At 68.9% G+C, this 26,380-nt stretch carries 13 protein-coding genes; 9 read left to right on the top strand and 4 right to left on the bottom strand.

The window, feature by feature from the left end; translation table 11 throughout:
• The first annotated feature begins 31 nt into the window (after positions 1-31).
• Positions 32-1,555, top strand: coding sequence for a M81 family metallopeptidase (locus tag ACWC91_RS21470; RefSeq protein WP_450639911.1), 1,524 nt, complete (start codon positions 32-34; stop codon positions 1,553-1,555).
• Positions 1,552-2,430, top strand: a complete 879-nt coding sequence (locus tag ACWC91_RS21475) for a copper homeostasis protein CutC (protein WP_450639913.1) — start codon at positions 1,552-1,554, stop codon at positions 2,428-2,430. The genes ACWC91_RS21470 and ACWC91_RS21475 overlap by 4 nt, the downstream gene beginning before the upstream one ends.
• Before the next feature lie 592 nt (positions 2,431-3,022).
• On the opposite strand, the gene ACWC91_RS21480 is transcribed toward ACWC91_RS21475, so the two are convergent.
• The 4 genes from ACWC91_RS21480 to ACWC91_RS21495 all read right to left on the bottom strand — a co-directional run bounded on the left by ACWC91_RS21480 (position 3,023) and on the right by ACWC91_RS21495 (position 12,226).
• Positions 3,023-5,893, bottom strand: coding sequence for a pPIWI_RE module domain-containing protein (locus ACWC91_RS21480; RefSeq protein ID WP_450639915.1), 2,871 nt, complete (start codon positions 5,891-5,893; stop codon positions 3,023-3,025).
• A gap of 84 nt (positions 5,894-5,977) precedes the next feature.
• Positions 5,978-9,415, bottom strand: coding sequence for a pPIWI_RE_Z domain-containing protein (locus ACWC91_RS21485; RefSeq protein ID WP_450639917.1), 3,438 nt, complete (start codon positions 9,413-9,415; stop codon positions 5,978-5,980).
• Positions 9,408-10,583: a pPIWI_RE_Y domain-containing protein gene (locus ACWC91_RS21490; RefSeq protein ID WP_450639919.1), complete on the bottom strand. Its 1,176-nt coding sequence runs from the start codon at positions 10,581-10,583 to the stop codon at positions 9,408-9,410. Before ACWC91_RS21490 ends, ACWC91_RS21485 begins: the two co-directional genes overlap by 8 nt.
• The gene (locus tag ACWC91_RS21495) at positions 10,580-12,226 is read right to left on the bottom strand and encodes a PD-(D/E)XK nuclease family protein (RefSeq protein ID WP_450639921.1); all 1,647 of its coding nucleotides are present in this window, start codon (positions 12,224-12,226) and stop codon (positions 10,580-10,582) included. Before ACWC91_RS21495 ends, ACWC91_RS21490 begins: the two co-directional genes overlap by 4 nt.
• A 136-nt stretch (positions 12,227-12,362) precedes the next feature.
• On the opposite strand from ACWC91_RS21495, the gene ACWC91_RS21500 reads away from it, so the two are divergent.
• The 7 genes from ACWC91_RS21500 to ACWC91_RS21530 all read left to right on the top strand — a co-directional run bounded on the left by ACWC91_RS21500 (position 12,363) and on the right by ACWC91_RS21530 (position 26,275).
• Positions 12,363-13,238, top strand: a complete 876-nt coding sequence (locus ACWC91_RS21500; RefSeq protein WP_450639923.1) for a hypothetical protein — start codon at positions 12,363-12,365, stop codon at positions 13,236-13,238.
• Positions 13,239-13,328: 90 nt separating this feature from the next.
• Positions 13,329-14,447, top strand: a complete 1,119-nt coding sequence (locus tag ACWC91_RS21505) for a hypothetical protein (RefSeq protein ID WP_450639925.1) — start codon at positions 13,329-13,331, stop codon at positions 14,445-14,447.
• Positions 14,444-15,961 (top strand): hypothetical protein, encoded by a 1,518-nt coding sequence (locus ACWC91_RS21510; RefSeq protein WP_450639927.1) that lies wholly within the window; start codon positions 14,444-14,446, stop codon positions 15,959-15,961. The genes ACWC91_RS21505 and ACWC91_RS21510 overlap by 4 nt, the downstream gene beginning before the upstream one ends.
• A complete protein-coding gene (locus tag ACWC91_RS21515; RefSeq protein WP_450639928.1) occupies positions 15,958-17,322 on the top strand; it encodes an AAA family ATPase in 1,365 nt (454 codons plus the stop codon). Before ACWC91_RS21510 ends, ACWC91_RS21515 begins: the two co-directional genes overlap by 4 nt.
• A 78-nt stretch (positions 17,323-17,400) precedes the next feature.
• Positions 17,401-20,619 (top strand): BPTD_3080 family restriction endonuclease, encoded by a 3,219-nt coding sequence (locus ACWC91_RS21520; RefSeq protein ID WP_450639929.1) that lies wholly within the window; start codon positions 17,401-17,403, stop codon positions 20,617-20,619.
• 5 nt (positions 20,620-20,624) lie between these two features.
• Positions 20,625-23,387, top strand: coding sequence for a site-specific DNA-methyltransferase (locus ACWC91_RS21525; RefSeq protein ID WP_450639930.1), 2,763 nt, complete (start codon positions 20,625-20,627; stop codon positions 23,385-23,387).
• Between the two features lie 122 nt (positions 23,388-23,509).
• Positions 23,510-26,275 carry an ATP-dependent helicase gene (locus tag ACWC91_RS21530; RefSeq protein ID WP_450639932.1) on the top strand — a complete coding sequence of 922 codons (2,766 nt, stop codon included), beginning with the start codon at positions 23,510-23,512 and terminating at the stop codon, positions 26,273-26,275.
• Positions 26,276-26,380 lie beyond the last annotated feature (105 nt).

Genomic DNA, 26,380 nt, shown 5'->3' on the forward strand with positions numbered 1-26,380 from the left:
GCCTCACGCACCACACCCCGCCCGAGGAGCCATGTCGCACACCCGCACCCCCGCCGCCCGCCCGGTCATCGCCGTCGCCGGGCTCGGCATCGAGTCCTCCACCTTCTCCCCGGCCCGCACCGAAGCCCCCGCCTTCCACCCCTCGCGCGGCGCCGAGATCTTCGACCGGTACCCCTTCCTCGCCCCTGGCGAGGAACTGCGTGAGGCCGCCGAATGGCACGGCGCTCTGGTCGGCAAGTCGCTGCCCGGCGGCACCGTCACCGCCACCGCCTGGACCGCGCTCACCGACGAGCTCATCGAGCGCCTCGCCGCGCTGCCCCGGTTGGACGGTCTCTGGTACGACATCCACGGCGCCATGACCGTGGAGGGGATCGACGACGCCGAGGCCGTGCTGCTGGAGCGGATCCGCGCCACCGTCGGCCCCGACGTGATCATCTCCACCTCGATGGACCTGCACGGCAACGTCTCCCGCGAACTCACCCACCGCAGCGACCTGATCACCTGCTACCGGATGGCCCCGCACGAGGACCACATGGAGACCAAGGAGCGTGCCGTCCGCAACCTGGTCGACCTGCTGGCGTCCGGCGCCCCCCGCCCGGTCAAGGCGTGGGTCCCGGTCCCGGTGCTGCTGGCCGGCGAGCAGACCTCCACCCGGATCGAACCCGCGAAGAGCGTGTACGCGGCGGTCGACGAGGTCGAGGCCGCCGACGGCGTGACGGACGCCGCCATCTGGGTCGGCTACGCCTGGGCCGACGAACCCCGCAACCGCGCCGTCGTGGTCGTCACCGGCGACGACGCGGCGGCGGTCTCGGCCGGGGCCGAACGACTCGCCCGGGGCTTCTGGAACGCCCGCCACGACTTCGACTTCGTCGCCCCGACCGGCACCTACGACGAACTCCTCGACGAGGCCCTCGCCTCCGACCAGCGGCCGTACTTCATCAGCGACACCGGCGACAACCCCACCGCGGGCGGCGCCGGTGACGTCACCTGGGGCCTGACCCGGCTGCTGGAGCGCCCCGAGTTCCAGAAGGAGGAAGGGCCGACCGTCATCTACGCCTCGGTACCCGGCCCCGCCGCGATCGAGACCGCCGTCGCCGCCGGGGTCGGCGCCACCGTCACCGTCAGCGCCGGCGCCGACGTCGACGACCGGCACGCCGGCCCCGTCACCCTCACCGGCGTGGTCCACGCGATCCGGCACGGCGACCGGGACGCCGGGACCGAGGTCGTCATCCGGGTCGGCAGCGTGTACGCGATCCTCACCGGGCTGCGCAAGCCGTACCACCACGAGCACGACTTCACCGACCTCGGCCTCGACCCGCGCTCCGCCGACATCGTGATCGTCAAGATCGGCTACCTGGAGCCCGAGCTGTTCGACATGTCGGTCGGCTGGAAGATGGCCCTCACCCCCGGAGGTGTCGACCAGGACCTGGTACGCCTCGGCCACCGCCGCATCCGCCGCCCGATGTTCCCCTTCGACCGCGACATGGCCGACCCGGACCTGACAGCCCGTATCATCCCGGCCTCCGACCAGCCGCTCACCGGGGACGACGAATGACCGACCACACCACCCGGCCCCTCGGCCTGCCCCGGGCCGGCGGCGCGAGCCGGGTCCCGGCACCGGTGGCGGACGACGAGGTTCCCGGGCTCGGGCGGCCCGGCCCTGCCGGACCGGTCCGCCGGCCCACACTGGAGATCGCCGTCACCTCACCGGCCGGTGCCCGTGTCGCCCTCGACCACGGAGCCGATCGCGTCGAACTCTGCACCGGCCTGGAACTGGGCGGTCTGACCCCGTCGGCCGCCCTCGTCGAGGCGGTCGCCGCCGTAGGCCTGCCGGTGCAGGTCCTGGTCCGCTGCCGACCGGGCGACTTCGTCCACGACGCCGAGGAGATCGCCCTGATGGTCGCCGAGGTGCGGTCCGTGATCGCCTCCGGCGCCTCCGGCGTGGTCGTCGGCGCGCTCACCGCCGACGGCGGCCTCGACACCGAGGCCGTCAACCGCCTCGCCGCGGCGGCTCATGACGCGGGCCGCCCCGTCGAGGTGACCCTGCACCGCGCGATCGACCTGTCCGCGGACCCGGTCGCCACCGCCGCGCTGTTGCCCGCCCTGGGGCTCACCCGGGTACTCACCTCCGGCGGTGCCCCGGCCGCCGGAGAGGGACTCGCCGCGCTCGCCGCCATGGTCGAGGCCGCGCCCGGCGTACAGGTGATGGCGGGCGGCGGGGTGCGCCCTGCCGACATCCCGGCCCTGACCGCCGCCGGTGTCGCCGCCGTCCACCTCTCCGCGAAGCGCCGCGCCGAACCCCGGCGGGGGGGTGCGTGGATCCCCCTCGGCGCCTCCAGCGCCTCCGCCGAGCAGGACACGTACTTCGTCACCGACCCGGCGGTGGTCGCCGAGGCCAGGAGAATGCTGGAATCGCGGCCAGCCGGCTGACCGGCCGACGCTCCCTGCCGGAGCGCGCCGCCCCGAGATTCCGCGGTTCGCGCGGGACCGCGGAATCTCGGGGGCAGGGAATGTGAGCGGCGGCTCGCCCGCTACCAGGCCGCCCTCGACGCCGGAGCCGATCCGGCCGTCGTCACCCACTGGACCAACGAAGCGCAGCGCGACAGGGACGCGGCGCAGAAGAAGCTCGATGCGCTGCCCGCCGTCACTCGGAAGAAGGAGGCGCCCCTCACCGCCGGCCAGATCCAAGCGATCACTGAGAGGCTCGAAGGCATCGCACAGCGCATCCAGGCCGTCGACGCCGATAAGAAAGGCCCCTCGGGCATCACGATCAGCTACAAAAACGCCACAAGGACCCCGGCCATAAGGCCGAAGTCCCATGCGATGGTGGGACGTTCACGAGATCCCTTGACCAGGCACAACAGGACTAATTGATGTTGAGGTTCCCGCGGGCCGCAAGATCACTCCCCGAGAGTATGCGTATGCATTTATTGATGGCCGCACCTACGCCCCTGAGGTAGTAGAGGCCTTACCCGCTGGGGAGCCGAGGGGTGAGACTCCCTCGGCTCCCCAGCAGGAAGCTTCATTCGTCGTCATCCCCGTCATCGAGGTCGAAGTCGAAGGCCAGCTGGCCCGACAGAGCATCGTCCGGCGTGGCCGCAGCCTGGGGCTCCGTCGGGTCCAAAGCCTCCTCGATCTCGTGAGGCAGAGCGTAATCGTCCGCGAGTCGCGCGAGGTGGAGGATCAAGGGCAGAGCCAACCCCTCGCGACCAGCACGGTAGTCCTCGCTGAAACGCTGCTGGTGGACGAATGCGGCCCATGCTTCCGCATCGTCACCGGGCTGAAGGCACGCGACGGTCAGTTCGAGGAGGTCCGGATTCCAGGCGTTCGCCGTCGGCCGGTAGGCGTTGTTGCCCGAGGCGTTGGTGTGCGGAGTGAGTTTGGCGTCGTCGTTGGTGAGATTTGGCTGCGAGCCGGACTTGCCGGTCGTGCTGTAGAAGACGCGGTCCGAGTCACCCCGCACTCCGGGCCGCCACAGCCCCATCGCGATGCCCCCACGTTGCTGGCCCTCCAACTTGGGAGAGAGTTCCTCCGCCTCGGCCCAGCACTGTGCCGTTTCGTCCCGGCTGCCATCGGCGATCCGAACGATACGAAGCTGCTTGCCGTACAGACCGATCCGCTGAAGGGGACCCCCGTCGAGGCCGAGCCTGTCCCGTTCCAGCCCGTCGTTCCTCAGCCATGGCCAGCGCTTCCGGACGTCCTGGGCGTGGGTCAGAACGAGCGTCGGGGTACTGCGCAGCTGCGCGAGGGTCTTCTTGACGAAGGCCGCCATGAGGGCCGACTGCTCCGCGCTGTTCTTCCTGCCTTCGACCCTTCCCGTCAATGACTTGAGGAGTTCGGGGTACGGCACCCATGCGTGCATGTCGGCCGACTTGCCCAGCACGCATTTCGCGCCTGGTCGGATGAGCACCGCGATCGGCGTGAACTGCTGCTTGCCCGTGGGCCCGTCAAGGCGGCGTTCCACGAGGTGGAAGGCCACCTGGTTCAGGTTTGCGGGGATGAGCGTGTCACCGAGCGTGTGCTGAGGCACCAGCCGCATGCCAGTCTGGCGCAGGCCGTCCGACCAGGCCGCGGCGGCACGCAGACCTGCATCGGCGAGAGCCTCCTCCGTCTCCGCTTCCGGTTCCGGTGGACGGATGAATTGGGTCACCAGGCCTGCGTCCGCGCAGCCGAGGCGGATCGCGTGCTTGGGGTCGGTCCGTCGCTTGGCGTGGCGGAAGGCATCCTGCCCGTCGAGCTCCACGAAGGCCAGCCGCACCCCGGGGACGGCTTCCCGCAGGGCGCCCATGGCCCGCGCGACACCGATACGGCGCTCCTCGATGGCCTTGTCGTGTTCCTGCCCCCGGCGCGGCACGCCGTCGCCTCCCAGCGGTGCACCGAGAGCGCCCAGTGGCCGCACGTGCAGCCGGACGGTCAGCTCCTTCGCCTCCCACACCCAGGTATCGGGACCCTGCTCACGCCGGTGCCCGGCCAGCCCCAGCCCAGTCTCCGCCGCTGCGATCATCTGATCGCGGATGGCGTCGTTCTGGTGGAGCACGACCGCGGTGAGGTCTTCCCCTTCGAGAGCTTCGGCCAGGCGTGCCCGCAGAACCTGAGCGTTGTGGGCCGCGTTCAGCTCACGCTGGTCCAGGATGACCGCGCGCTCTTCGGGATCCTTCTCTTCCATGTTCTTGGGAATGGACGGCAGCTTCTTGAGCTGCTTCTTGGGCGGCCGCGCGTACGCGCTGCGCTCGAGCTTCGGAACGGAGACGAATTCGGGAGCGATCGCCTGCTCCGCCCACTCGATCAGCCGTCGGCGTTCACTGGGCATCAGTCCGGTGCCGATCGTGTGCCTGCCCATGGCCGCCTGGTGCCCGATCGCGATCCGGATGCCGTCCCGGCCGTGGATCCAGTGGTCGGCTTCCTTCACCAGCCGGTCCGGGGACGGCAGGGCGTTGAGTGCGCTGATTCCGGCGAGCATTCCTTCTGCTCCGCCCTGACGCCAGTCCGTGGTGCCGTTCTTCCACTCCAGCATGGCGACGGCGAAACGCTGCGGCTGCGGGCCGTCGTGGACGAGGGAGTCGTCCGGGAGCAGGTACGCGGACACGCCCTTGCCGTACGGCATGTAGACCTTGCCGGTGACGAACCGACGCACGCCGGCGGCCACGTGGACGCGCGAGACGGGTGAGAAGGGAACGGTGCGCACGGTGATGCGGAGGGTCGCCGCGTAGTAGGCCGGCTTGCCGTCGCCGCCACTGCGCCGCCCGGGTGCGTACTCGATCACGTTCGACATCAGCTCGGCGCCCCCGCTTCCCTGCCCCCTGGCCCCCGTGCGGCCGGCGACCTGTCGGAACGACAGCTGCTGCCCGTGGTGTTCGTACGGTCCCTGGCGCGCGATCCTTTCGGCGAGGACGTCGGGAAGCAACCGGTACACGTGGGGCGCGGGTAGAGCGGTTCCTCCGGGCGACACCTTCTGCTCGAGGAGGTCGACCCTGCCGGGCCGCCAGCTGAGAGCCGCGGTGTCGAGGTCACGAAAGCAGTTCATCAGCAGGGGCGCGGTCTCGGGATCGCCGGCATCGCGCGGGAGGCTCTTGAGCCAGGTGGCGATGTAGAGGTTCGTCACCGCCATCGGGTACGCGTCCTGGCAGTACAGCCAGGGGTTCTCCGAACCGAACCGTGCCGTGGAGTCGACCGTGACGATGTCCGGCGCGGTGGCGCGCATCAGCTGGTTGACAGCCGCTGTGGGTACGCGGCGTCGTCGCTCGGCCTGCCCCTCGGTCATTCCGCCGTGGTGGAGGCTCAGGAGTGGTTCCTCCCAGTGGGCGGGCAGGGAGAGCGTGTGCATCGGGACGACGAAGGGTCCCCGTGCCGGGTCGGGCAGGTACGCCGCCGGACGGTTGTGCTGGTAGGCCATGGTGTCGGTTCTCCTCGGAGCAAGGCGTGAAGTCTTCGGACGCGACGCGTACACGCCGGCGGTGCGCTGTGGTGACGGATGCCGTCAGCCCATGTCCACCAGGGCGCGATAGAGCGGTTCGTACAGCTCACGGACCAGGGACTTGTCGATCGGGGCAAGGTGCCGCTCCGCCGTGTTCCCGTCCTCGAAGAAGGGGGCGAGCACCTCACGCATGCTCGCCAGCAGGCTGGTGTCGGGGGTGTCCGTGTCCTGGAATCCGGCTTCCCTGGGAGAGAAAGCCGCGTCCACGAAGACCACCCGGGCTGGCACGCCGCCGCGCACCAGACGACCGATGACCTGCCACATGACGACGAGCTGGTCCCAGGTGAACGCCGCCTTCTCCTCGTCTCGCAGGCTGGACCAGGCCAGCCGTCGGGTGAGGAAGCGGTTCCACTGACGGCGTGCGCGGCTGCGGAACGCCACGGCTGCCTGGTCGGGGGTGGCGGCGGCGAGTGCGTTTTGCCGAAAGGAGCCGTCGGCATCCCGGAGTTGGCGTACGGCCCAGTCGTTGATGGACTGGATGGCGAGTGAGATGTCGTCGGGCCGGGGGTGGGGGCGTGCCAGGAAGTAGACCGTGCCGATGGCCGCCTTGCCATCGCGCAGGACAATGTTGTGTCCTCGCTCCACGGCGAGCAGCGGCGCGACGAGAATGTCGCCGCCGACCGAGGGGAAGGCCTTCACGTCACCGCGGGGCAGTGTCCGTGCGGCGGAGTCCTCCGGCAGCCGGGTCCAGGCGGTGTCGGAGTCCGCGTCGTCGGACACGAGTCGGGTGACGCGGCCGTTCCACTCGGGGATCTGGTTGAGGTACTCGGCAGCTCGGCGTGCCTCGTCGTAGCTGCCGACGAGCAACAGGATGCGGCGGCGGTCCGGATCGTCGATCTCCTTCAGCTCGGCGTCCAGCATGCTCTCGGCGTCGGGCAGGCTCCGGTCGGGCACCGCCAGCTGGTGCAGCATGTGCAGAAGGGCCTGCGGCCTTTCCTCGGGGTCGCAGCCGGACAGGCGCAGCGGCTTGGGCCGGTCGTTCCCCGGCCAGTACAGGAACTCCTTGCGGAACTCGCTGCCCAGGACGGCTTCGACTTCCTCGTCGTGAGGACGCAGAACGGCACCGACCTCGGCGTGCACGTGGTACCTGCTCGAGGTGCCCGCCCAGCTCGTCGCGGACATGAGTAGGACGTGCGGGCCCGGGCGGCCGTCCACGGCGCACAGGTCACCGAGCCGCATGAGTAGTTCGCGGCCCACGCCGTTGCAGTGGAAGAAGCGGAGTTCACCGCTGCGGTCACCATCGTGCTCACGGTCGTCGTGGCGGAACTGGAAGCCGAGCACGTTACCCATGGGCGACTCGGGGATGACCGCCTCGTAGTCCTTGGGGGGCCTGCGGGAGAGCACGTTCGAGGCGCTCTCGAGATTGAGGGCGGCCTCGACGCGCGGCCACAACGTGGTCATGAAGTCGAGGCGGCTGTGCAGAGCGGAAAGGAGCAGGGTGAACTCGAAGCGCCGGGCCTGGAGGTCGGCGTCCGCGAGCACTGTGCTGTCGTCTCCGACGATGTCGGTGAGGGTGTCGCGCAGCCTCTCACGCGTCCGTGCTCCCTGGGGCGCGTGCAGGAGTTCCAAAGCGAGGTGGACGAAGGTGTTCACCAAGGGTGTCACTTCATCGTCGTCTCCTGTGCTCTGCTGCTCGTGCAGCGGGTCGTCGCGGAACCGACCGAGCGCACCGTCCAGTGTCCGGGCCGCCGCAGGCGGGCGTTCGCCCTCCTTCCGCCCCGGGAACCAGCTGTCCAGCAGCAGGTTGTGGAGGGTGAAGGCACTGAAGTAGTCGACGCTGATCCACCGCCTGAGCTTGTCGTCCTTGACGAGCAGGGCGAAGAGGCGGTCGGTGGCGGCGCTGACCGTGTTGACGGCGTTGGTCCAGTCGTCGACGTCACGGGCGGACAGCTGGAGCCGGCCGTCCCGGGCCATCTGCTGGAACTTGTGGACGGCGACCTCGTCGAACCAGGAGTTCGGGGCCTTGCCCACCAAAGTGCTGGCCGGCGCGAAGGCCGTGTCGAGCTGCATCTGCACCCGGTCGGCCTCGTCGACGATGATCAGGTCGCTGAGCCGGCATGCGAGTTCGAGGTACCGGAGCTGTTCCTGGTGCTGGTGCAGCGGGACGGAGCTGTGCACGAGACCCGCCGGGGTGGCGACCCACACCTGTGCGTCGACCAGATCACGAGCCCCGCGGTGGCGCGGACAGCGGTTCCACAACGGGCACAGTCTCCGCTGCGGCTTCGGGCCTTGTGCGTCACGCTGCGTGCTGTACTCCTTGTCGAGGAGGGGATCGCCGTCCGTGGCCTGCTGCTCGGGGACGGTGTACAGCGTGATGCACGGTGCTTCGCGGACGCCGAGCGGGCGGCGGGCTTCCAGGCCGCGCAGCACGTCGACGGGGCAGGCGCTACTGAGGTAGGCGAAGCCCGCGTGGTCGTGCCCGAGCATGGTGGCGGCGCCGGCCGTGGCGGTGCGGCGGTGCAGCCGGTTGATGTTGCGCTCCCTGGTGGAGTGCCCGAGGATCGGCGCCGCCCGCACACCGAGCCGGTCGAACTGCTCCACCACGGCGAGCGTCTCGGCCACGTCGCCGACGACGATGGTGACCCGGCGGGGTGTCCGGGTCACGAGGTGGTAGGTCAGGATGTCCCGGAGGGTGGACTTGCCGGCTCCCACCATCCCCACGAGGTGCAGCAGCCGCTCGATCCTCAGCCGTCCCTGTTCGGTGAAGCGGCCGAGTTCCGCGTCGCGCACGAGCAGTTTCACCCGCCGGAGCCGCCCGGCCCAGCCGCCCCGCGCCCCCTCCGGTGCCGACGCTTCGACGGCGTCCATCTCGTCGGCGGCCTTCTCGAGCTCTTCCCAGGTGACGTCGACGGGCTCTCCACACCCGGCCAGTGGTGCGTCAAGCGCGTGGGCGCGCGGCAGGGTGTCCGTCAGCAGTTCCTCGTCGAACACCACGGAGTGGGTACGGTCCTGCACCCGGAAGGTGTGCTCTCCCTCCTCGGCGAACGGAATGGACCGCGTCGCGAACCGCGGAGGGGTGCAGAGCAGTTCTTCGAAGATCTCGAAACGGCTTGCGGCGCGCGACGGCTCCCGACGGCTCGGTACGGAGCCGGGTCCGTCGATGTCGTATCCGCGCAGGTGCTGGGGGACCTTCAGGTAGTCGGTCAGCGCCTCCGACCAGGCGTGCCGTCGCCGCATGTCCCACAGATAGTGGCGGGCGCGCAGAACGCGCAGCCGCTGTTCGTCGGTGCGGACGTCTCCGAACACCTCGCTGTACGGGTAACCGCCCAGCAGCGGCCAGACATCGGCGGCCGTGCGGGTGGGCGTCACGTCCTCCAGGAGGTACAGGCCCAGTTCGACGTCGAGAAGGTCGCCGGGGCGGAAGCTGCCGAGGTTCGCCGGCCACACCTCGGTGAGCTGCTGCGGCGAGCAGCGCCGGTGCCATCCTCTGCGGTCACGCACGGCGTCCTCCTTCGGTACGCGGGTCCCCCGCCTTGTCACGTGGGATGGAGATCTCATCGGCGACCAGCCGCAGGAAGGCCCGGTCGTCCAGCAGGGTGACCCGATCGGCCAGGTCCTCCGGCAGGTTGCGGCAAAACTGCCGCCCATACGCCTCGTTGTCGCGGAAGCGGTAGCGGGGCACGACGAGGAACGCCCGGTCGTACGGCGGCTCGTTCCTGAACGGCGTGAGGGAGCGCGCCAGGAGAACGGGGTTCACCCGGTCCTTGACGTCCACCGCCCAGTGCCGTCGTCCCGGCAGGGGGACGCGCAGGTCGTACGCGTCGTAGTTGGGCCACATCTCGGCGGTGATTCCGAACTGCTTCTCCAGGGCGGCTTGCAGATCGGTCTCCGCAAGCCCGGGGCTGGTGATGAACATCCGCAGGGGGCGGCTGAGCTGGAAGACCCCGCCCTTGTCGGCACGGAGCGGCGTGCCGTCGTCCGAAGTGCCGTCGCGGCGGCACCGGTCCAGTTCACATCGGTGGCCGCCGTGCAGCAGCGGCACCATCAGGCAGCGGCAGCGAGCGCACTGCCGGTACGTGCCGCGCCGCAGGTAGGAGGCGGGCACGGGCTCGTAGCAGCGCTTGATAACGTCGTGCAGCAGCATTCCGCAGTCGGGATCGCCGCCGAGCAGCGCCAGCTCGGCGCCGGTCAGCACGGGCCTGGAGGTGAGCAGGGCCCGGAACGCGGTGTATGCCTGCGGGGACTTGGCCGCACGGCACACGGCGAGTGCTTCCCGGATGCGTTCGTTCTCGAAGAGCTCGGCGGCCGGGTCGGCCGCGCTCACCTCCCACTCCAGACACAGCTGGTGCGGCAGCCGGGTCTCCGGATCGACGAGCAGAGCCGTGCCCGGAAAGTTCTCGGGCGGCAGCTCCAACGGCCACTCGATCAGCGGCCGTTCACAAGCCCAGCGGACCATCTGCGGCACACTGTCCGGCGGTTCCTCGCCCCGGCGCAGGCAGTGCAGGACGAGGCGGTTGTACGCGTTCTGCACCTTCGCCGGATAGACCGGGTTGGGTACCGTCCTCTGCCGGGACAGGCACGCCAGGGCGCTGGCGATCTGTCGGAGCAGCCCCTCGTCCGTGCCGACGGCGTCCTCGGACCGTGCATCCCTCATGTCGGTCGTGGTCACGCCTCCCCCTCTCTCGCGACGGCGCCGTCGGGCGCGGCAGCGGCGCTCGGACACCACCGGGACACCGGACAGAACCGGCAATGCGGGCCGGGGCGGGCGTCCCATGTCTCGTCCTCCCGCCACGGTCCTGCGTACCGCCGCAGAACCGACAGCGCCTTCCGCTTCTGGCCGGGGTCCGTCGGGTCGATCACGTGCGGATCGGAACCGTCCGGCCGGAGGATCTCCACCTCGACACGCGAGCCGTCCGGATCGCCGCCCAGCGCGCCCTGAGCCAGGAGCGTGACCGCCAGGGCGAGTTGGGGGTAGGTGTCAAGAGGGTCCTCGTGGTGGCGGCGCCGTTTCCGTGTCGTCTTGAGCTCCCGCCACACCCACGAGCCGTCCTCCTGGTAGAGCAGGTCGGGTTTGACGATGACGACGGCCTGCGCCGCGGTGTCGTGGACGACCCGGAGGGCTTCGGGCTCGACCCGCTGAATGAGGGCGGCGTCCTGGAAGGGACAGGCGTCGACGTGGTGGAGCAGCATGTCCCGACCGGCCGCGGCGTCCTCGTCGGAGACCCGCCAGCGGCCTTCTGTCCAGTTCTCGCCCTCCGGGGGCATGTCGCCGGCCGCGCACGGCGGCCATCCCGGGCGCCGGTGCAGCTTTTCGATCCAGCCGTGCACCGCCTGGCCGAGCCTGGCCGCGCTGCCGTACTCGTCAGACTTGGGCAGGTGCAGAGAACGGAGGAATCCCTGTGCGGGGCAGGCCGCGTGATAGCGCAGATCGCTGACCGACACCTTTCTCAGCGGTGCCACCCTCGCGGGAAGGCCGAGGACACCCGGCCTGCGCGGCACGGCCTCGCAGCCCGTGAACTGCTTGCAGTCGACGCAGGATGAGCCGGGTACCGGCCTGCCGCCCGCCACGATACGGGCCACGTGCGCGTGCCCGTGCTCGGCGTAGTAGTCCTCGGCTTCCTCGGCCGTCCCGTCGAACTGCACGCGCGGCCGTCCGTCGGCGAGCCCGACTTCGACGACACGCACCCGCTCGGGCCGGGCGGCGGGTCCATACGGCTGGAACGCGCGCGCCCACTTCCGAGGCCAGGCCGCCTGGTGCCCATGAACCGCCACGTACACGGCGATGGCGATCTCGCCAGGCTCGGAGTCCTTGGCCTCGCCGTGCCGCAGCCGCCGGTACTCGCGCAGTCGTCCGTCGGCCGACTCGTACCTTCGCCACCAGGCGTACATCTCCCAGAACTTGCCGTTCTCCCGCTGGGCCACCCAGTAGGGGCGGACCGGCCGCAGCCACTGCTCACCGTCGCCGGCGCACGCTTCTATGTACGTACGGAGGGCGTGCTCGGCATACGTCAGGTGACCGGGGTGGAGGGCGGGGGTGCGGGAGCGCAGCCCCGCCAGGGCCTGGTCGGGTGTCTCGCCGTGGAACTCGACCCGGTCGACGGCGTCCATCACCGGCCCGAGGGTGAACGTCTCGAGCTCCGGCTTCGGAAGCCGGAGAGGCCGGGCTGGCTGCAGACCGGGCCGGGCCTTGGCAGCGGCGTGCGAGGGGCAGGTGTGCTCCTCGCTCCCGCCCGTACCGGGCCCCACGCGCACGAGGCCGTCGTTCCCGGTCAGCCAGTGCGGCTTGTGCCATGCCGTCGTGTCGTGACTCATTGCCTCCCCCTTGCCTCGGAACAGACGGCACCCTTCGGACCGGCCGGGTGCGCCGCCGCATTCGACCGTAGCAGGTAATCTTGGAATTCATTGGAAGTTCTTGGCACAGGTTGGTTGCTGCGCTAAGCTGCCCCGCATGGCGGCATCACTGGAGGAACTCGAGCAGCGCCTGTCCCACCTGCGCACCGAGCTGCGCGGTGCCGTGCGCGCACGGGACAAGGCCGAAACCGCGCGCATCCGTCGTGCGCTGCGCGAAGCCGAGGCCGCTTGGGAGCACGCCCTCGAGACCGAGGCGGAACCGGACACCGAGGCATCCCCGGCCGAGTCCCCGATGCCGCAAACGTCGGCAACCACAGGCGCACCACGCCGCACGGAGCGCCCGACGCACGGCTCCATCCCGATCCGCGAACAGGTCCACCAGGCACTCACCCTGCTGGGCGCCCCTGCCGCCCCGAAGCTCATCTCGTCCACCTACGAGGCGTTCTTCACCGAGTCGCTGGTCGCCACCAAACTCGCGTCCCTGCGCCGCGACGAGGAGCGATCCTTCACGGCACAGGGCTATGCCCGCCCGTACTACATCTGCGCGGCACTGACCCACGACCGCCTGGTCCCCGCACGCGGACTCCTGGCCCTGTCCACCTGGCCCGTGGAGCGGCGGATCATCGGCCCGCTCAGCCCGCGTGCCGACTTCCTCACCCACGCGGTGGGAACCGCCGAGCAGATCCAGCGGCTCGCCACCGCGGGGCATCCGACCCCCGACGCAGCTTGGCGGCTGCTGCGCCGTTTCGCCCTCACGATCCCGGGCGCCTACGACGCCTCGGCCCCGGAACCCGACCCCGCCCGCGTGATCGCGGCCGCCCACGCCGAAGCGGCCGTCCACCAGCAGGAGGACGACCAGCAACGGCAAGCGGCCGCGCAGCGCGCCCGTACCCAACTCTCCGACGTACAGCAGCTGTTCGGTGCGGCACCGATGCGTGACGCCCTGCGCGACACGAGTGGGACCCTGTCCTGACGACCCCTTCACGACGGCGATGACGTCAGACGCCTCGCACGCCGGTGAGCTCCCGAAGACGTACCCGAAGACGTTCCCGAAGTAGAGACGATGCCCTCGCAGCAGTCCGAACCTCCCGACAACCGACTCGCGCGGCTGCGCGGACCGCAGCCCCCTCAGCCGTACACCGCCCGTAAGATCACCGCCCTGACCGCCAATCCCGCCTGCGCCCGCCGCGCCGTCCTCGACGCCGCCGGTGTGGACAAGGCGCTGCTGGCCCAGCAGGTCGGATACGAGCCGCGCTTCGGCCAGTCCCCCTTCGCTCTCGCCCGCGAACAGGCGTTCCACGGCCTCGTGAAGTGGGGCAGCTACGCCGAGCTCATCCGGCTGCTGCGCGAGCAGCTCTCCGTCCCCGTGACGGAGGCCCATGTCACCGACCTCAACGAGGTAGGGGGCAACACGGCCCTGCACCTGCGCGAGCGGGAGACCCGCCGCCTCATCGCGCACGTGGCCTCCGGCCAGGACGTACGGCTCATCCTCGACCGTCCCCTGCTCACCCTCGAAGTCGCCGGTCAGACGGCGTACTTGGAGCCGGACGCGCTCACCCACCGCATCGGGGGGAAGTTCCACGTCGTCCTCATCCGCTCGTTCGCGGCGATCGACGGCCAGGCCAATCCGACCGCCGTCGCCGAGACGGCCAAGCAGGCCGCGGTGTACGTCCTCGCGCTGCACCGCGCCTTCGAGACGGCCGGCCTGCCCACCGAGCAGATCTCCCACGAGTTCCTGCTCGTCTGCCCCAAGGACTTCTCCAACCGCCCCTACGGCCGCCTGATCGACCTCCGGCAGGAACTCGACGCCCTCAAGTTCCAGCTCTCGCGGCTGCGGCGCGCCGAGGACCTCGCGGCCCAGCTCCCCGAGACGGCGACCCTGGACACGACCCGAAGCGCGGACGAACTCTCCTCTTCCATAGAGGCGTTGGACGCGTCGTACACACCTTCCTGCCTGTCCTTCTGCGAAATGGCGCGGTATTGCCGCGACGAGGCCGCCGGATGCGCCTCACCGGCCCGCCTGGGCAGCGGCGTGCGCAACGACCTGCCGGGCATCGACTCCACCCGCACCGCGCTCGACTACCTGGACGGCGTCGCCGCCCCCGGAGAGGCCGAGGCGGAAGCCGCCGACCTGCTGCGCGCCGCCGCCCGGCTGCGCCGACTCCGCCGGGGGGCCGCATGAGCGTCCTGTCCACCGTCGCGACGCTCACGGCCTCCCGCACCGGCCGTGCCGAACCGCTGACGACCGTCCGCCACCAGCACCTGGACGAGAAGCCGTTCGTCCTGGTGCCGCTCACCCTCGCCGGCGAGGCGTGCGCGCCCCTGGCCGCGCTCGCGGGTACGGACCCCGAGCACCCGACCCTCCTCACCGCCCACCAGCCACGCAACCGCGCCGAACGCTTCCGGTTCGCCGAGCGCCTTGCCGCCCTCCTCCTCGCGTACATCGACGGGTGCCGGACGGAGACGGAGCCCTACACCGTCGGCCGCGGCAAGGAGAAAGAGGCACGCCTGCGCTGCCGGCGGGCCCCGCAGCTCCTCGTCCCGAACGGCGAGGGCATCGCGTACGTGCGCCTGCTCGGCCGGCTGACCAGACTGCGCGCCACAGAGGGGCCGTACGCGGTCGACCCGTCCGTGCCGACCCTCGGCAAGTGGCTGACCTGGTTCGCGGACCTGGCCGAGTTCCCGGACTCCGGTGTGCTCCTCGCCATGACCCGGCTGCTCGCCGCCAACTGGGCCACGGGCCAGAGTTCTTCCGAGGACTCCCACCTCGCGTCCCTGCTCGCCTGGATCGATCCACCGGAGGGCAGCGACGGCGCGCGGGCGGCACGGGAGGCGGAGGACCCCGCCGTGTGGCCACCGGCGGGTCCATCCACGGACCCGGTCTTCGACCGGACCCTGCACGAGTTGATGACGCGCTACGACGAGGCGTCCGACGACCGCGGACGCGAGGCGGTCGGCCGCCAGATCGACCATGAGCTGAGCGGCCAGATGCTGCCCACCTGGCATCTGATGTGGCGCGGCGTGGAGCTGCTCCGCGAACTGCCGGAGGGCGCCCACGTCCCCGGCCGCTGGACCCTCGACCGGCGCTGGTTCTCCGAGTACGCCGAGTACCTGGACGCCGACGGCCGCCCGCAGGCCCGCCGCGACCAGGCCGTCCGAGCCGCCCGCCGCCTGGCCCGGCTGGAGGACGCGGTCACCCGCTACGAGGCGCAGCGCGCGTACGACGACCCGCTGGTGATGGCGGAGTACGAGCTGACCGGCGAGGCGTTCACGGGCACGGTCACGGCCAGGGACGAGGACCGCTTCGTCCCCGGCGACCGTCCCGGCTCCCAGGTGTGGCGTCCGACGATCACTCTCCGGACCGGCACCGACACCCGCGTCGGCCTCGCGGTCGGCACGGAGGTGAAGTCCCCCGCTCGGCCCGGCCAGGGAGCCCGGATCCTCGACGTACGACAAGAGGACGACGGCAGCCACACCGTGGTGCTCCAGCTCGAGGGCGGCTTCGCGAGGAAGCGCAAGCCCCCGGCGCCGTCCGGCACCCTCGCGGAGGCCGGCGAGGAGCTGACGTACACCACGCTCAACCCCACGGCCATGCCGTCCGCCCTGCCCGACGAGGAGAACACCCCCTGGACCCACGGCGGTCCGCCGCAGCCGTACGAGCCCACCGACGAGGACGCAGAGGAGACCTGGGAGTGACCGCCCTCCTTCCCGACACTGGGGAGCCCGAAGCCCTCACCCCCGGCGAACGCGCGGACCGGGCGGTCGCGGGGATCCTGACCAGCCTCGACACCGCGCCCGGCCGGGGCGTCGTCGTGGACTCCCCGCCCGGAGCCGGAAAGTCCACGCTGGTGGTGAAGGCCACCGGGCACCTGACGTCCGCCGGCCACCAGCTCATGATCGTCGCGCAGACCAACGAGCAGGTCGACGACCTGGTGGACCGCATCGCGCGGGAGCACCCCGGTCTGGCACTCGGCCGCCTCCATGCCAGTGGCCACGTCCTCCCGCCCCGCGTCACCCGGCACCCCAACGTGACCGGGAGCAACCAGGTGACGGACCTGCGTGACCTGCCCGTCGTGGTGTCCACCGCGAAGAAGTGGTCGTTCGTCACCCCGGACAAGTGCGCGCCGTGGCGGTGGGCCATCGTCGACGAGGCGTACCAGATGCGCTCGGACGGGCTGCTCGCGACGGCCCCGCTGTTCGCCCAGGACGACTCGCAGGTCCTGTTCGTCGGCGACCCCGGCCAGCTCGACCCCTTCGCCACCGTGGAGACCGACCGCTGGCACGGCCTGACCTGGGACCCCCTGCGCAACGCGGTCGACGTCACCCTCGCCCACAACCCCGACCTCCTCCGCCACCAGCTCCCCGTCTCCTGGCGCCTCCCGGAGACGGCGGCACCCCTGGTCGAGCGAGCCTTCTACCCCTTCTACCGGTTCGTCCCCGGTACGACGGCACCGGAGCGCGTCCTGTCGTACGCCAGCCTGTCCCACGGCTCCACCCCACTGGACGACGTCCTTGCCCGGGCCGCCGACTCCGGCTGGGGCCACCTGGAACTCCCCGCCCGCCACACCCTGGACCAGGACCCGGAGGTGGCGGACGCCCTCGCGGCGACGGCGGCCCGGCTGCTGGAGCGCGGCGCGCTGGTCAACGGGGAGCCCCTGACCGCGTCGCGCATCGCGATCGGCACGGCACGCACCGTGCAGGCGGACGCGGTCCGCTCCCGCCTCGCCGCCCGCGGCCTGACCGACATCACCGTGGACACCGCCAACCGCCTCCAGGGCCGCGAATTCGACGTCACCCTGGTCTGGCACCCGCTGTCCGGCCGCCAGGACGCCTCCGCCTTCCACCTGGAGACGGGCCGCCTGTGCGTCCTGCTGTCCCGACATCGCTTCGCGTGCGTCGTGGTGGCCCGCGCCGGCATCAGGGACCTGCTGGACCGGCATCCGCGGAGCAGTCCTGTGTACCTGGATGTGCCGCCGAAGTTTCCGGATGGGTGGCGGGCGCATCAGGTGGTTATGGGGTGGCTGCAGCGGGGGGAGCACCGGGTGCGGGCGACGTGATCATGGGACGAATGGGGTCATTGTCGGTGGCAGACTGTACGGTCCACGCAGACGTGGCGTGAGGGAGATATCCAGAACATGGCAGCAGTGATCGAGAACCCGATCATCAATTCGCCGTACGCTGAACCGGCCTGGCACTGGGAGCTGGACCAGCGCGGCCAGCCGACCGGCGAGCGGGTTGCCGGGCGCCGCCCGAGCGAGACCTGGATGCCCGTACCGCGTGCCAGGAAGGGACGCAAGACCGGCGCCGGCGTCCAGCACGAGCTGTTTCTCGACGGCATCCTGGAGGAGCGCAAAGGCCAGGACGTCATCGGCAACATCCGAGCCGAGGTCTCCCGCTGGCGCCAGGCCGGGTATCCGAACATCACGCCCACGACGCGTCGTCTTCTGGAGTACTGGACGGACGGTACCCGTGAGCGGAAGCTGTTCTTCGCCCAGGTGGAAGCCGTGGAGACCGCCATCTACCTGACCGAGGTGGGCACGAAGCTCGGCAAGACGTGGATCGGTGCCCACCTGGACGAGGCCAATCAGGAGCACAACGCCGGCCTGCCCAGAGTCGCCCTGAAGATGGCGACGGGCGCGGGCAAGACCGTGGTGATGGCGATGCTGATCGCCTGGAACACCCTCAACAAGGTCGCCGGCCCGCAGGACCGCCGGTTCGCCAAGCGCTTCCTCCTGGTGGCGCCCGGTGTGACCATCCGGGACCGGCTGCGCGTGCTGATGCCCTCCGACCCGAACAACTACTACAAGGAGCGGGACATCGTCCCCGCAGACCTGTGGGGTGCGCTCGGTCAGGCTCAGGTGGCGATCACCAACTACCACACGTTCATGCTCCGGACGACGCGGGAGGGTCAGGGACTCGCGTCCAAGACCAAGAAGCTGCTCCTGGCCAAGTCCAAGGACGACCCCTTCGTCGAGACGCCCCCCATGATGGTCAACCGGGTCCTGCGCGATCTTGGCGGGAGCAAGGGCGAGATCATCGTCTTCAACGACGAGGCTCACCACTGCTACCAGACTCGCGGGGCCGCCCTGGAGGGTGCCGTCACCCTGGACGAGCTGAAGGGGGAGGAGAAGAAGCAGGCCGAGGAGGAGAACAAGCACGCTCGTCAGTGGTTCGACGGACTGAACCACATCATGCGCAAGACCGGCATCAAGACCGTCTACGACCTCTCCGCGACCCCCTTCTACCTGAACGGCTCGGGCTACCCGGAGGGCACCCTCTTCCCGTGGGTGGTCAGCGACTTCGGACTCCTGGACGCCATCGAGTCGGGCCTCGTCAAGATCCCGCGTGTACCGGTGGACGACGACGCTGAACACAAGGACGTCTCGTACCTGAACCTGTGGGAGCACATCAGGGACAAGATGCCGACGCGCGCCCAGAAGCCGGAGACGCTCGCGGACAAGACGCTCCCCCCGGTATTGGAAGGTGCCGCCCACAGCCTGTACCGGAACTACGCGCAGGCGTTCGCGCGGTGGGAGGAGGAGACCCGGGGCACCGGATCCACGCCCCCGGTGTTCATCATCGTCTGCAACAACACGACGGTCTCGAAGTGGGTGTACGACCAGATCGCCGGACGTGAGCTCCCGGACGCCGACGGACTCGGCAAGCCGGGCATGCTGGAACACTTCTCCAACTACGACGCCCAGGGCCGCCGCTATGCCGTCCCGCGCACCATCCTGGTCGACTCGGCGCAGCTGGAGTCCGACAACCCCCAGCTCGACGCCCAGTTCAAGGCAGCGGCGGCCGAGGAACTGGAGGCGTTCAAGGAGGAGTACCGCACCCGGTTCCCGGACCGCGACGTGGAGGCGCTGAAGGACGCCGATCTGTTGCGCGAAGTCCTGAACACCGTCGGCAAGAAGGGCAAGCTCGGGCAGGACGTGCGGTGCGTGGTGTCCGTGTCCATGCTGACGGAGGGCTGGGACGCCAACACGGTCACGCACATCCTGGGCGTGCGTGCCTTCGGAAGCCACCTGCTGTGCGAACAGGTGGTGGGCCGCGGTCTGCGCCGCATCTCGTACTCGGTCAACGAGGAGGGGCTGCTGGAACCGGAGTACGCGGACGTCTACGGCATCCCATTCCAGTTCATCCAGACGGATCCGAACCGGGAGCTGAAGTCCAAGCCTCGACCGGAGCCGAAGCACGTCCGGGCCATGAGGGACCGGGAGGACCTGCGCATCACTTTCCCTTGCCTGGAGGGATACCGGGTGGAGGTGGAGGAGGCGCAGTTCTACGCGGACTTCACCGAGGCGGAGCCGTTCAAGGTCGACGAGGGCGTCGCCACGCGGGCCGATGTGGAGGGCATCGTCGGAGAGCAGGCCCGGCACACGCTGGTCGACGGCAGGGACATCCGCGTGCAGCAGGTCTCCTTCCAACTGGCCAAACACGCACTGGACTTGCTGGAGGATCCGAAACTTGGACGTAAGCCGTGGATGTTCCCGAACCTGGTACGGCTCGCCAAGGACTGGATCACACACTGCGTCGGCACTGACAACCAGCGTGCCCTGGCGATCATCTCCCAGGTCTCCGAGGAGCGGCAACGGGCGGCTGAGCTGTTCTTCGCCGCGCTGAACCGCCAGGAAGGCAACAACACGTCCAAGGTGCTGCCCATCTTCGCGCGCTATGCGCCGGAAGGCTCCACCGACAACGTGGACTTCTACACCACCAAGGCGGTCTACGAGGCCGACGAGGACAAGTCGCCGGTGAACTACGTCGTGCTCGACGGGATAGACGGCAACACGTGGGAGCAGATCCTGGCCACTCTGCTCGACGGCAACAAGAACGTGCAGTCGTACGTCAAGAACGACCACCTAGAGTTCGCGATCCCCTACCTCTTCGCGGGACGTACGCACCGGTACCTGCCCGACTTCATCGTCCGGCTCAAGCCCCGGGACGAGGACGACGAGCAGCGCCACCTGATCGTGGAGGTCTCGGGTTCGCGCAAGTCGGCCGGCAAGCGGGCGGTGAAGGCGGAGACCGCGCGGATGTGGTGCGCGGCCGTGAACAACCACGGCGGCTTCGGCAAGTGGGGCTATGTCGAGCTGTCTCAAAACCCGACCACGTTCAAGTCCGGCCTGGCGGCCGCGATCGAGTCGCTCTACGGCGACGGGGCGCTGACGGGGCTGTGCGAGGAAGGGCTCAAGAGCCTGGACAGGCTCAAGAGCGACGATGACGAAGCGGACTGGGGCGACGATGACTACCCCTGGGACGACGACCTGTTCAGCGCGGCGCGCGAGGCCGAGGGCGAATCCCGGCAGCGGCGGCAGCACGACGGCAACGACGACGAGGAAGGGAAGTAAGCACGATGGCCGCTCCCCGGAAGCGCAGTGCGAAGACCGCCGCGAACAGCACCAAGGCCGTAGAGGCCATAAAGCATGAGGAAACACGAGTGAACAACCCGACGGCGGACGCGTTCGACCTGGTCACGGAGGCAGTCGAGGCTGCCATGACCTGGCGTGGCAAGCGCGACTTCGCCAAGGACCCCCAGCTTGTCTGGAAGGGCAAGGACGAGCAGGACCGCGAGGACCTGGAGGTCCCGGCCCCCCCGATCTTCCGGCAGGAGCGGATCGAGCCGCGCTACCTCGTCAAGCAGCTGATGGACGAGACGAAGAGGCGGCGGGAGAGCGAGGGAAGTGAGAGCGCCCGGGAGGAACTCTCGCTCTTCGGTACCGAGTTCTTCGACGACGGCATCCCGGATGAGCTGGACAAGGTCGACTGGTACAACCACCAGATGAACTGGACCAACCGCATGATCCTGGGCGACTCGCTCCAGGTGATGGCGAGCCTCGCGGAGCGGGAGAATCTGCGAGGCAAGGTTCAGATGGTGTATATCGATCCGCCGTATGGGATCAAGTTCAACTCGAACTGGCAGGTATCTGCACGGTCGCGGGACGTAAAGGACGGGGCCCTCGCCTCAGCAACGAGGGAAGTGGAGCAACTCAAGGCCTTCCGCGATACGTGGGATTTGGGCATCAACTCATATCTAGCATATTTGAGGGATAGGCTGATTGCGGCGCGCGACCTGCTGTCGGCATCCGGCTCAGTATTCGTCCAAATCGGAGACGAGAACGTACACCTTGTGCGATGCCTCCTGGACGAAGTATTCGGAGGCGAGAATTTCGTCTCGCAAATCACATTCCTAAAGACCAGCAGCTCAACCAGTACATTCGGCGGCACCGCCGACTACATTATCTGGTACGCCAAGTCACGGCAAGACATGAAATTTCGCCAGCTCTTCCGAGAAAAAGCCACCGGCGGCGCAGGCGGTTCAGGGTACACGCGTGTACACCTAGCTGACGGGACCGTTCGGCCACTAACTAAGGCGGAGGTCGCAGATAACTCCACTCTCCCTCAGGGTGCCAGGATTTTCGCAGGCGATAATTTGACAAGTCAAAGCATGGGGCGCACCAAGGGAGAGGGTGCGGCATCTTGGTTCAGGGTAGAGATCGGGGGACGATCATTCGACCCCGGGCCTAAGGCCCGCTGGAAGACCAACGAGCCCGGTATGCAAAAATTGATCGCCGCAGGCCGCGTCGCCCCGACCAGCGGAAAGAATCTCTCTTACGTTCGTTATCTTGACGATTTTCCGGCCATGCCGTTGAGCGATGTCTGGACCGACACACTGGGGCAGAACCAATTCGGAGGCGACAAGGTATACGTCGTTCAAACTGCTCTTCCAGCTGTGACGCGATGCATGATCATGTGCACTGACCCGGGCGACCTGGTTCTCGACCCCACCTGCGGATCTGGAACAACCGCCTATGTAGCGGAGCAGTACGGGCGCCGCTGGATTACCATCGACTCTTCCCGTGTCGCTATCGCCCTTGCCCGCCACCGCATTATGGGCGCTCTGTACCCCTCATACCTCCTCGCCGACTCCCCCGAAGGAAAGTCCAAGGAAGCCGAACTCAGCCAGCAGCCGCTCGACCGCTCGCCCTCGAAGCACGACATCCGCCGTGGCTTCGTCTACGAGCGTGTTCCGCACATCACGCTGAAGTCGATCGCGAACAACCCCGACATCAAGGAGGGGATGACCCGCGACCAGATCGACAAGGCGATCAAGAAGCACGCCGAGTTCGAGACGCTGTACGACCGTCCCTACGAGAACAAGAAGGCCGTCCGCGTCGCCGGCCCCTTCACCGTCGAGTCGCTCTCGCCGCACCGCTCCGTCTCCTTCGACCAGGATGTCCCCGCCTCCGAGAAGGCCGCCGAGATGATGCCGTCCGGCGCCTCGTACGAGGAGACGATCCTGGAGCACGTCAAGAAGGCCGGCGTGCAGAACGGCTACCGGAACGAGCGGCTGGAGTTCGAGTCGGTCGAACCGGTGTCCGGGCGGATACTGACCGCCGTCGGCATCCGCAAGGACGCCGAGGAGGGGACACCGGCCCGCGTCGGTATCGCGCTCGGTCCCGAGTACGGAACCGTCGACTCCCTGTTCATCAAGAACGCGGCCCGTGAAGCGCTCCGGTTCGGCGAGATCGACCTTCTACTCATCCTCGGTTTCGCCTTCGACGCGAACGCGACCGAAGCGACCAACGAGATCAACCAGGAGCGAGGCGAGTTCTCCGTCATCCAGCAGCGTCAGGTCGGCAAGATGGCCGTGCTCAACGTGCGTATGAACCCGGACCTCGCCATGGGCGACGAACTCGCCAACACAGGCGCCGGAAACCTGTTCACAGTCTTCGGTGAGCCCGACATCGAGCTGACGGAGACGAGCGACGGCCAGCTCGTCGCCGAGATCAAGGGCCTTGACATCTACAACCCGACGACGGGTGACGTCCGCGCCGAAGGTCCTGACGACATCATGATGTGGTCCATCGACACGGACTACGACGCCGAGGCATTCATCGTGCGCCACGTCTACTTCTCGGGCGAGAACGGGAAGTCCACGGGGCTCAACCCGTACGAGCGGCTCGGCAAGACGCTCAAGGGCCAGATCGACGACGAGGCGCTGTCCACCCTCTTCACCACGAAGTCCCGCCCCTTCCCCAAGCCCGAGTCCGGACGCATCGCCGTCAAGGTCGTCAACTACTACGGCGACGAAGTCCTCAAAGCCATCGACATCTGACACCACCACCGGGTGGGGTGCGTACCGCCACGGCACGCACCCCACCCGCCACTGACCACGCCACACGAAAGCACCACGTCACCGCACCAGCACCAGCACAACAGCCAGTTTCGGGGGGAACAGTGCAGTTCACGGACGCCCAGCGCACCGCCATCGACACCCACGACGACAACCTCCTCATCGTCGCCTGCGCCGGTTCCGGCAAGACGGAGGTGATCTCGCAACGGATCGCCCGCCTGATCGGGCGGCCCGGTGTCCAGCCCAGGAACATCGTCGCCTTCACCTTCACCGAGAAGGCCGCAGGCGAGTTGAAGGAGCGTGTGCACACACGGATCCGCGAACTCCACGGCGAGGTGCACGGCCTCGCCGAGATGTACATCGGCACCATGCACGGCTACGCCCTCGACCTGCTGCACAGCCACGTGCCCGAGGCGTTCAAGTACAACGTCCTCAACGACGTGCAGACCCGCCTGATCATCGACAAGTACAGCACCCAGTCAGGGCTGACCACAACGAACGCGATCGTCCAGGGAACCCCGAAGCCCCTGCGGCGCTGGGTCAACTCCAAGCTGTACCAGCAGGTCATGTCGATCCTCCGGGAGGACGACGTGGATCTGGACGGGCTCCGCTCCGACGTGGCGGACGGGCTCGACAAGTACATGCGACTGCTCAGCGAACGCGCGTACTTCGACTACACAGCCATCCTCCACAACGCCGCGGTCCTGCTCAACGACGACAACGACGAGGGCGACGAGTCCGTCCTGAGCCTCCAGCGGCATGTCAAGGAGACCGTCAGGTACGTCGTCGTCGACGAGTACCAGGACACCAACCCGGTCCAGGAGCAGCTGATCCACGGACTCACCCGCCACGGGGCGAACCTCTGCGTGGTCGGTGACGACGACCAGACGATCTATCAGTGGCGCGGCAGTGCCGTCGAGAACATCCTCACGATCGAGAACCGCTACCCGGGCGTCCGCCGAGCCACGCTGAACGAGAACTTCCGCTCCAGCCCCGCCATCGTCGACCTCGCGCGTCGAGTCGTCGAGCAGATTCCGCCTGGCGAACGCCTCAATAAGGCGATGACAGCGGCGGGCCACCAGACCTTCGAGCGCGGCGACCTGCTGGCACTCGAATTCCCGGACACGGAGGCGGAGGCCAGCTGGCTCGTCGACCGCATCGAGCGGCTGCGCGGCGTGCCGTTCCAAGACCGGGAAGGCAGCGAGCCCCGGGGACTCGACTGGTCCGACTTCGCCGTCCTGTTCCGCTCCGTCAAGGCCGACGCCGGCCCGCTCGTCGAAGAACTCCGGCGCCGCGACATCCCGTATGTCATCAAGGGCCTGACCAAACTGTTCGAGACACCGGAGGTCCAGGCGGCCGTCAGCTGCTTCCGGTTCGTCGCGGGGGAGGCCGACGAGCAGGATGTGATCGACGCGTGGGTCGACGCCGGCGTCGGGCTCACGGAGGGCGATGTCCGCGCCGGACTCCCCGTGCTCACCGCGGCCATGCGGTGGGACGCGTCCAAGCCCTGGGACTCCACCACGCTCCAAGGCGTCTTCCTTGATTTCCTCGAAGCCGTCGAGCTGCGCGAGGAGCGCGTTCCGCGCGAGCGGGGTGAACTCGTCTACTACAACCTCGGTCGCTTCTCCACCGCGATCGGGGACTTCGAGCGCATCCACCTCACCAGCGAGCCCCAGCAGCGGTTCGACGCGTTCGCCAAGTGGGTCGAGCACCAGGCACCCGACTACTACGAGGAGTCCGACGGGGACAACGGCTACGCCCAGCCCAACGCCGTCGTCATCGCCACCGTCCACCAGGCCAAGGGCATGCAGTGGCCCGCCGTCTTCCTGCCCGCCCTGCGCAAGAACACATTCCCCGCCTCCGGCCGGGGCGGGCTCGGCGTCTTCCACGTGGTCGAGGAGGACCTCATCCCGGGCGCGGCCCGTTACCGGGGCACCGAGGCGGACGAGCGGCGCCTCTTCTACGTCGCCGTCACCCGCGCCCAGAAGTACCTGGCGCTCTCCTTCGCTCCCAGCGAGAAGCGCACTGGCAAGAAACGCTCGGACTTCTTCAACGAAGCCACGGGAGTCCACACGGTCCTGACCCGGGAGGTCGTCCCCTCCCCCGATGACCGACTGACACCGACCCCCAGGCGCGGCACCCCCGAGGTCGTCATGTCCTTCTCGGACCTGAAGTACCTCTTCGAATGCCCATACTCCTTCAAGCTCCGCCTGCTCTACGGCTTCGACTCGCCCCTGCAGAAGGAACTCGGCTATGGCAAGTCCCTGCACGACGTCATGGCCGAGATCCACAAACGTGCCATCGAGGGCGACATCGCCACCTCCGAGGAGGCGGAGGATCTCGTTGACCGCCACCTGAACCTCCCGTTCGCGAACAAGGCGGCGGCCGACCAGCTCCGCCCCGCCGCCGAAACGGCCGTGCGCCGCTACCTTGAGCGCCATGGCGCGACCCTGCACCAGACGCGGTACTCCGAGCAGCCCGTCGAGATCCACCCGGTCCCCGGCGTTACCGTGACCGGCCGCGTCGACCTGATCAAGCGGCTGGACACGAACGAGACGTCGGTCGTCGACTTCAAGTCCAGCGAACGCGCCCAGGCCGAGGACCTGACCCGTGACCAGTTGCACCTGTACGTGCTCGGATACCGAGAGCTGACCGGGCAGGACGCGGACGTCGTCGAGGTCCTCAACCTCGACAAGGCGGGACGCGACACCCGGGAGATGGTGGACCCCAAGGTCATGACCGACCTCGGCGAGCGGGTCACGGAGGCGGCGAATTCACTGCGCACCAACCGGCTGTCCCGCCTGGAGAACTGGTGCACCTCCTGTGCCGGCTGCGACTTCGCGGGCATCTGCCGTAGCCGCGAAGGCTGACGGGCACTCCGCTCCTTCCTGGCCCGTGCAAGGGCATGGGCCAGGAAGGATCGACCGTGAGCGGTGCATGGTCTCGTCTGCGTCCCTATCTGGCAGACACGGACG

It is taken from the genome of Streptomyces sp. NPDC001204 (assembly GCF_053598035.1).

Coding starts and splice junctions, on each gene's coding strand:
- ACWC91_RS21525 (WP_450639930.1), top strand. CDS start 20,625: ATGGCCGCTCCCCGGAAGCGCAGTGCGAAGACCGCCGCGAACAGCACC.
- ACWC91_RS21500 (WP_450639923.1), top strand. CDS start 12,363: ATGGCGGCATCACTGGAGGAACTCGAGCAGCGCCTGTCCCACCTGCGC.
- ACWC91_RS21480 (WP_450639915.1), bottom strand. CDS start 5,893: ATGGCCTACCAGCACAACCGTCCGGCGGCGTACCTGCCCGACCCGGCA.
- ACWC91_RS21475 (WP_450639913.1), top strand. CDS start 1,552: ATGACCGACCACACCACCCGGCCCCTCGGCCTGCCCCGGGCCGGCGGC.
- ACWC91_RS21510 (WP_450639927.1), top strand. CDS start 14,444: ATGAGCGTCCTGTCCACCGTCGCGACGCTCACGGCCTCCCGCACCGGC.
- ACWC91_RS21470 (WP_450639911.1), top strand. CDS start 32: ATGTCGCACACCCGCACCCCCGCCGCCCGCCCGGTCATCGCCGTCGCC.
- ACWC91_RS21505 (WP_450639925.1), top strand. CDS start 13,329: ATGCCCTCGCAGCAGTCCGAACCTCCCGACAACCGACTCGCGCGGCTG.
- ACWC91_RS21520 (WP_450639929.1), top strand. CDS start 17,401: ATGGCAGCAGTGATCGAGAACCCGATCATCAATTCGCCGTACGCTGAA.
- ACWC91_RS21495 (WP_450639921.1), bottom strand. CDS start 12,226: ATGAGTCACGACACGACGGCATGGCACAAGCCGCACTGGCTGACCGGG.